The organism is Saccharothrix sp. ALI-22-I (assembly GCF_001984175.1).
Lineage (GTDB): Bacteria > Actinomycetota > Actinomycetes > Mycobacteriales > Pseudonocardiaceae > Actinosynnema.
Map to the genome: position 1 here is coordinate 254,085 of NZ_MTQP01000058.1, position 7,319 is coordinate 261,403.

The following is a 7,319-nucleotide window of genomic DNA, read 5'->3' on the forward strand; positions in this document are numbered from 1 at the left end:
TCTGCGACAACGAGGAAAACCATGACTTCAGTGACCGACCGGTCCCCGGACGACACGGACGCGCCGGAGCAGCCCCCTTGGCGTGACCGGGAACTTCCGCTGCACGACCGGGTCGAAGCCCTGTTGAGCGCGATGACGCTGGAGGAGAAGGTCGCGCAACTCGGTTCCGTGTGGATCGACACCACGGGCCCGGACGGCGGTGGTTCGGCCGCGGAGTCCGCGCCGTTGCCGGACGTCTTCACGGTGTCGACCACGGCCGACGTGGACGAGCAGCTGCGCGGTGGGGTCGGGCACCTCACCCGCGTGTTCGGCACCGGCCCGATCAGCGTGGCCGAGGGTGTGCAGCGACTGCGCTCGTGGCAGCAGCGGGTGGTCGAGGGCAACCGGCTGGGCATCCCGGCGATCGCGCACGAGGAGTGCCTGACGGGTTTCGCCACGTTCGGCGCGACCGCGTACCCGACGCCGCTGGCGTGGGCCGCGACGTTCGACGTGGACCTGGTGCGGGAGATGGCCGGTGCGATCGGGCGCGACCTGCGGGCCGTCGGCGTGCACCAGGGCCTGTCCCCGGTGCTCGACGTGGTGCGGGACTACCGGTGGGGTCGGGTCGAGGAGACGTTGGGCGAGGACCCGTACCTGGTCGGCCAGCTCGGGGCCGCTTATGTGCGCGGTCTGGAGAACGCGGGCGTCATCGCCACGCTCAAGCACTTCGCGGGCTACGCCGCGTCCCGTGCCGCGCGCAACCACGCACCGGTGAGCATCGGGCCACGTGAGCTGGCGGACGTGATCCTCCCGCCGTTCGAGACCGCGTTGCGGGAGGGCGGCGCGCGTTCGGTGATGAACTCCTACACCGACGTCGACGGAGTGCCGGTCGCCGCCGACACGGCGTTCTTGCGGGAACTGTTGCGCGATCAATGGGGTTTCACCGGGACCGTGGTCTCCGACTACTGGTCGGTGCCGTTCCTGGTGTCGATGCACCGGGTCGCCGAGGACGAGGGCGCCGCGGGCGTGGTGGCGCTGCGGGCGTGGTGGCGCTGCGTGCGGGTATCGACGTGGAGCTGCCGGAGACGCGTGGCTACGGCGACAAGCTGGTCGAGAACGTCCGCTCCGGCGCGGTGGACGAGGCACTGGTCGACGACTCGGTGCGGCGGGTGCTGTGGCAGAAGCTCGAACTCGGGCTCCTCGACGGCGGCCCGCTCGTCCCGCCCGGGGCATCCGACGTCGACCTGGACAGCGCCGACAACCGGCGGCTCGCGCGCACCGTCGCCGAACGCTCGATCGTGCTGCTGGCCAACACCGACGACGAGTTGCCGCTGAACCCGCGCCTCGGGCGGCTCGCGGTCATCGGGCCGTGCGCCGACGACGCCAGGACCCTGCTGGGCTGCTACGCGTTCCCCAACCACGTGCTGCACCGGTTCCCCGGCAGCGGCATGGGCCTGCCGATCGCGACGATCCGACAGGGGATCGAGGCGGAGTTCGCCGACTCCGACGTCCGGTACGCGCTGGGCTGTGAGGTTTCCGGTGACGACGACTCGGGCATCGCCGAGGCTGTCAGGATCGCGGCCGAGTCGGACACAGCGCTGCTGTTCGTGGGCGACCGGGCGGGTCTGTTCGGCGAAGGCACCTCCGGTGAGGGGTGCGACGCGGCCGACCTGAGGCTGCCGGGCGTGCAGGGACGGCTGGTCGACGCGGTCCTGGCCACCGGTACGCCGACCGTGCTGGTCGTCGTGTCGGGTCGCCCGTACGCCCTGGGCGATTACGCCGACCGTGCCACCGCGGTGGTCCAGGCGTTCTTCCCCGGGGTGGAGGGCGCCGCCGCCGTCGCCGGTGTGCTGAGCGGCCGGATCAACCCCTCCGGGCGGCTGCCCGTGCAGGTGCCGCGTTCACCGTCCATCAACCCGTCGACGTACCTCCAGCCGCCCCTCGGCGCGAAGACCGACGGCATCTCGGCGCTCGACCCGACGCCGCTGTTCCCGTTCGGGCACGGGCTGTCCTACGGGACCGTGCGGTACGAGTCTTTGTCCACGGCCACCGAAGAGTTCACTGTGGACGGCTCGGTGGAGGTGCGCGTCACCGTTCGTAACACCGGCACCTGGGAGGTGGACGAGGTCGTGCAGCTCTACGCCTCCGACCCCGTCGCCCAGGTCGTCCGGCCGGTCGCACAGCTCATCGGCTTCGCCCGGGTAGGGCTGGATCCGGGCGCGGAGCGCGTGGTGGTGTTCGACGTCCCGGCCGACGCGTTGTCGTTCACCGGGGTCGACGGCCGGCGCGTCGTGGAGCCAGGCCGGATCACCTTCGGCACCGGGGCGTCGGTCGGCGAGATCTCGCTCCGTGCCGACGTCCGGCTCATCGGCGACTCGCTCGTCCTCGATGCCACCCGGCGGCTGACCACCACCTACGCCGTCCTCGGCGCATGACCTCGGCGAACAAGGAGCGATCGACAGTGCGGACCGAGCCCGACGTCCAGGCTGGCCCAGATGTCCAGGCGAGCACCGACGTCCAAGTGGCCACGCGGACCTACGACAACCCCGTGATCGGCGGGTTCCACCCGATCCGAGCGTGTGCCGGGTCGGTGACGACTACTACCTGGTCTGCTCCAGCTTCTGACGCTCGTCGTGACCACCCGCGCGAGTGACTCGACGCCCCCGGCGGACGACACGACCGCCCTGACCGGTCCGGACGTCCTGGCCTTCTCCCTGGACGCCGACGAGCCGGTGCTACTGGCCGAACTCGACGGCCGCTACCTGTCCACCGAGGTCGCGGCCGGCTTCACCGGACGGGTGATCGGCATGTACGTCACCGAGGGCACCGCGTCGTTCGACTGGTTCGACTACCAGGAGATCACCGCACCGGCGTGACTCGTCGGCTCGCCGGTCCTCCACGTCACGGCCCCTGTTCCACCACTTGAAGTGAAGGAGACAAGGATGTCCCCAACCTCACGCCGACCGCGCCTGTACGCGGCGGCGGTCGCCGCGGTCGCGGGTGCGCTGACCGTCGGCATGGCGGTCGCCGCACCGTCCAACGCCGACTCGTCCAGTGTCGCCGCCGCGCCCACGCTCGGTCAGCTCGCCGCGGCCAAGGGCCGGTACTTCGGTTCGGCGACGGACAACCCGACGCTGACCAACGAGCCGTACACGAACGTCCTGGGCAGCGAGTTCAACCAGATCACCGTCGGCAACACGCAGAAGTGGCAGTACATCGAGCCCAGCCGCGGGCAGTTCGACTACACCCAGGCCGACCAGATCGTCGCCTTCGCGCAAGCGCACAACCAGACCGTGCGCGGGCACACCCTGGTCTGGCACAACCAGCTCGCCGGCTGGGTCAACGACGTGCCGGCCGGTGAACTGCTCGGCGTGATGCGCAACCACATCGCCAACGTGGCCGGTCACTACAAGGGCAAGCTCGTGCACTGGGACGTGGTGAACGAGGCGTTCGAGGAGGACGGCACCCGGCGGCAGTCGGTGTTCCAGCAGAAGATCGGCGACAGCTACATCGCGGAGGCGTTCAAGGCCGCGCGGGCCGCCGACCCGAACGTCAAGCTGTACTACAACGACTACAACATCGAGGGCATCGGCGCGAAGAGCGACGCCGTCTACAACCTGGTGAAGTCGTTCAAGCAGCAGGGCATCCCGATCGACGGCGTCGGCATGCAGGCCCACCTGATCCTCGGGCAGGTGCCGAGCACGTTGCGGCAGAACATCCAGCGCTTCGCCGACCTGGGCGTGGACGTCGCGCTCACCGAGTTGGACATCCGGATGCGGACGCCGCGTGACGCGACCAAGGACGCCCAGCAGGCGAACGACTACCGCACCGTGGTCAACGCCTGCCTCGCCGTGAGCCGGTGCGTCGGCATCACCGTGTGGGACTTCTCCGACGGCTACTCGTGGATTCCCTCGGTCTTCCCCGGTGAGGGTGCGGCGCTGATCTACGACGAGAACTTCGGCAAGAAGCCGTCCTACTGGGCGGTGTACGAAGCCCTCGGCGGCACGCCGACCACCACTACGACCACCACCGGTGGTGGGACCACGGGCTGCTCCGCGACCTACAGGGTGACCGGGCAGTGGAACGGCGGCTTCCAAGGTGAAGTGACCGTGCGCAACAACTCCTCCACCGCCATCAGCGGCTGGACCGTGAAGTGGACCCTCGCCTCGGGCCAGAGCCTGGGCAACGTGTGGAACGGCGTGGCCACCACCAGCGGCCAGGACGTGACCGTGCGCAACGCGAGCTACAACGGGTCGCTCGGCGCCAACGGCAGCACGGCGTTCGGCTTCCTCGGCTCGTGGACCGGGTCCAACCCCGTGCCGTCTACCGTCTCCTGCACCGTCAGCTGACGTCTCCCCTTGGGGGCCGGTCACACGACCGGCCCCCAATTTCATGGCCAGCGCTCATTACTCACAGTAGTAGTTCATTACCCAAAGTTGCAGGCAACGGGGTGGGTGCGGACGGCGTATTGGGGGTGACCGAGTGGAGGAGGTGTCACGTGCACGATCGGGACCGCGAGTTCCGGGCGTACTTCGAGGCACGGGCGGCCGTCGTCCGGCGGACCGCCTTCTTGTTGTGCGGTGATTGGCACAAGGCCGAGGACCTGGCGCAGACCGCGCTGGCCAAGGTCTACGTGCACTGGGGGCGGCTGGACCGGGATGGGCGGGTCGACGCGTACGTGCGCAAAGTGCTGGTGCGGGCTGTCATCGACGAGTCGCGCTGGCGGGGGCGGCGGCCGGAGACGGTCGTCGAATTCGTGCCCGAGGTGGCCGAAGCGGTGACGGGGGTCGAGGAAGCGATCGACGTGCGGCGTGCGCTGGCGGCGTTGCCGCCGAGGCAGCGGGCTGCGGTCGTGCTGCGCTACTGGGAGGACCTGCCGGTCGCGGAGACGGCGGCGGCCCTGGGGTGCAGCGAGGGAACGGTGAAGAGCCAGGTGTCCAAGGGATTGGGGTCCCTGCGACGGGCACTGGCGGGCAGGCGGACCGTGCTGTGGGAGGGCTCGTGAGTGACGAGGTGCGGGACATGATCCGGTCGGCACTCGCGGACGAGCCCGATTCGGGCCTGGAGTTCGAGCGGGTCATCGCGGACGGGCGCAGGCGGCGGGTGCGGCGGCGGTTCGGCGCGCTGACCGCGGGCGCGGCGGGCATCGTCGCGGTCGTCGCGGTGACCGCCTTGGTGGCCGGGATGACCGGACGGGAGCCGTCACCGCCCGGCGTGCTTTCCACGGCTCCGACGTCGACCGCGACGACGACGGCCCCGGCGCACCCGGGCTGCGTGGTGCCGACGATGACGGGCGGCTTCCCCGACCAGCCGCGCGGCACCGCGACCCCGGACGAACTGGCCGAGTCCGGCCGGCTCAACGACGCGCTCAAGCAGTTCACGCTGCCGCTGCCGGCCGGGGTCGAGGCGACGCCGCTGGAGTTGTGCGTCGTGAAGGAGAGCTGGGGCGGCGATTTCACGGTCACCGGTGACCGCTCGGTCTCCGTCTACGTCAGGTCGATCGGCGGCCAGCCACCCGGCGACTGCGGGCAACGATGGCCGGACACCCAGTGTTCGATCACTACGCTCCCGGACGGGTCGACCACGCGGATCAAGGTGGCGTCGGGGACGGAAGCGACGTTGGTCAGCGCCGACGTGTGGCGGGCGGACGGGACGTACGTGCGCGTCTTCGAGACCGGCCGCCTGGGTTCGACGAACAGGGTGCTCACCGACGATCAACTCCTCGCCATCGCCACCGCTCCGCAACTGAAGGTCCAGTGGAGCGGCCAAACGGTTCCCGCGGACCCGTCGGCCCGCCGTGCCGCCGAACTCGGCCCGCTGCTGGCCACCGTCCTACCCGCCGGCTTGCGGCCCGAACCGGTCCCCGACGTCCCCGCCGACGAGGCACTGCGCTTCCGCATCAGGCAGGGCGGCTACCGGGCGGTGGTCAACCTGTCCGACGCGGCGGGCAGTGGCTGGCTGATGGTCGACTTGCAACCGCCCGCCGAGGGCACCGTGGCCTGCAACGACCCGACGTGCCAACTGATCGACCTGTCCGACGGCCGGAAGGCGGCAACGTCCACCGAGACCGAAAGCGGCCTGACCCGACTGTCCCTGAACACAAGGGCCGCCGACGGCACGCGAATCACCATCCACGCCTCCAACGTCGCCGACACCGGAACCGCCGCAAACACCCCCACCCGCCCCACCCCACCGCTGACCATGGCGGACCTGGCGCGGATCGCGGAGCTACCTGACCTGCACTGGTGACGGCTGTCCCGCACGGCGGGATGTGTCGGTGGGGTTGTGGGGGCGGTGAAACACATCGGTGCGGCGCGGAGAGGGGGGTCTTCGCGCCCGCACCGATGTGGATCAGAGGGCTACCGCTGGGTGATGTCGGAGGGTCGAACAGTTGTCGAATGCCCTGGTGCTGTTATCCAGAATCACATGTCTGAACAAGTCTGTCGTTTTGCTGAAGGTCTTTTCGCAAACGGTCGAACCTCGTGCGCCGACTCCCTGTCGTGCCCGTCGACGTGCCTTGCCCCGGGCGGATTGGGCTGTTCGGGCGGCGCGTGGCTGCGCGGGCTGTCGACCTCACGGAGCGGGCCGGTTCTTCCGCGTTCTGGGGCGTACCTAGGGTGGGGTCTCAAGACCATCGAGAGGGAACGCCGTATGTCGAGCACTCGGCCGTTGATCGCTGTGACTGGTGCTACCGGACAGCTTGGTGGGCGGGTTGCCCGTCGGCTTGCCGATGCTGGGATTGGGCAGTTGCTGCTGGTCCGTGATCCGGCCCGTGCGCCGGAGTTGCCGGGGGCGACTACGGCGAAGGGGAGTTTTACGGACTTCGACGCGGTTCGGGAGGCGCTTGACGGCGTGCCGACCGTGTTGATGGTGTCTGCCTCGGAATCACGGGACCGGGTTGATCAGCACCGGGCGTTCGTGGACGCGGCGGCGGCTGCGGGGGTTGGGCACCTGGTTTACACCTCGTTCGCGGGTGCGGGGCCGGAGGCGACGTTCACGCTGGCGCGGGATCACTGGGCGACTGAAGAGCACATTCGGGCCAGTGGCATGGGGTTCACGTTCCTGCGGGACAACCTCTACGCCGACTTCATGCCTGCCCTTGTCGGTGACGACGACGTCATGCGTGGACCGGCTGGTGATGGTCGGGTGGCGGCGGTGGCGCAGGACGACATCGCGGACGCGGCGGCTGCGGTGCTGACCGAGCCGAAAGCGCACGTTGGGTGCACGTACGAGCTGACCGGGCCGGAAGCGTTCACGTTGCACGAGGCGGCTGCCCTGCTGTCGGAAGCCACCGGGCGGACGATCAGCTACTACCCGGAGACCGTTGAGGAGGCGTATCG

The 7,319-nt window shown here is 69.8% G+C and carries 7 protein-coding genes; all 7 read left to right on the top strand.

The window, feature by feature from the left end:
- Positions 1 to 21 precede the first annotated feature (21 nt).
- Entirely contained in the window at positions 22 to 1,314 is a 1,293-nt protein-coding gene (locus ALI22I_RS55130) for a glycoside hydrolase family 3 protein (RefSeq protein ID WP_338013499.1), read from the top strand.
- Positions 1,278 to 2,414, top strand: coding sequence for a glycoside hydrolase family 3 C-terminal domain-containing protein (locus ALI22I_RS55135; RefSeq protein ID WP_338013500.1), 1,137 nt, complete (start codon positions 1,278 to 1,280; stop codon positions 2,412 to 2,414). The genes ALI22I_RS55130 and ALI22I_RS55135 overlap by 37 nt, the downstream gene beginning before the upstream one ends.
- Positions 2,415 to 2,612: 198 nt before the next feature.
- Complete coding sequence (locus ALI22I_RS18285) at positions 2,613 to 2,855, top strand: hypothetical protein (RefSeq protein ID WP_238598429.1); 243 nt, start codon at positions 2,613 to 2,615, stop codon at positions 2,853 to 2,855.
- A gap of 66 nt (positions 2,856 to 2,921) precedes the next feature.
- The gene (locus ALI22I_RS18290) at positions 2,922 to 4,328 is read left to right on the top strand and encodes an endo-1,4-beta-xylanase (protein ID WP_077006708.1); all 1,407 of its coding nucleotides are present in this window, start codon (positions 2,922 to 2,924) and stop codon (positions 4,326 to 4,328) included.
- 149 nt (positions 4,329 to 4,477) lie between these two features.
- Positions 4,478 to 4,984: a SigE family RNA polymerase sigma factor gene (locus ALI22I_RS18295; protein WP_077006709.1), complete on the top strand. Its 507-nt coding sequence runs from the start codon at positions 4,478 to 4,480 to the stop codon at positions 4,982 to 4,984.
- Positions 4,981 to 6,228, top strand: coding sequence for a hypothetical protein (locus tag ALI22I_RS18300; protein ID WP_143532276.1), 1,248 nt, complete (start codon positions 4,981 to 4,983; stop codon positions 6,226 to 6,228). Before ALI22I_RS18295 ends, ALI22I_RS18300 begins: the two co-directional genes overlap by 4 nt.
- Positions 6,229 to 6,630: 402 nt before the next feature.
- On the top strand, positions 6,631 to 7,319 hold a 689-nt coding region (locus tag ALI22I_RS18305), incomplete at its 3' end, for an NmrA family NAD(P)-binding protein (protein ID WP_077006738.1).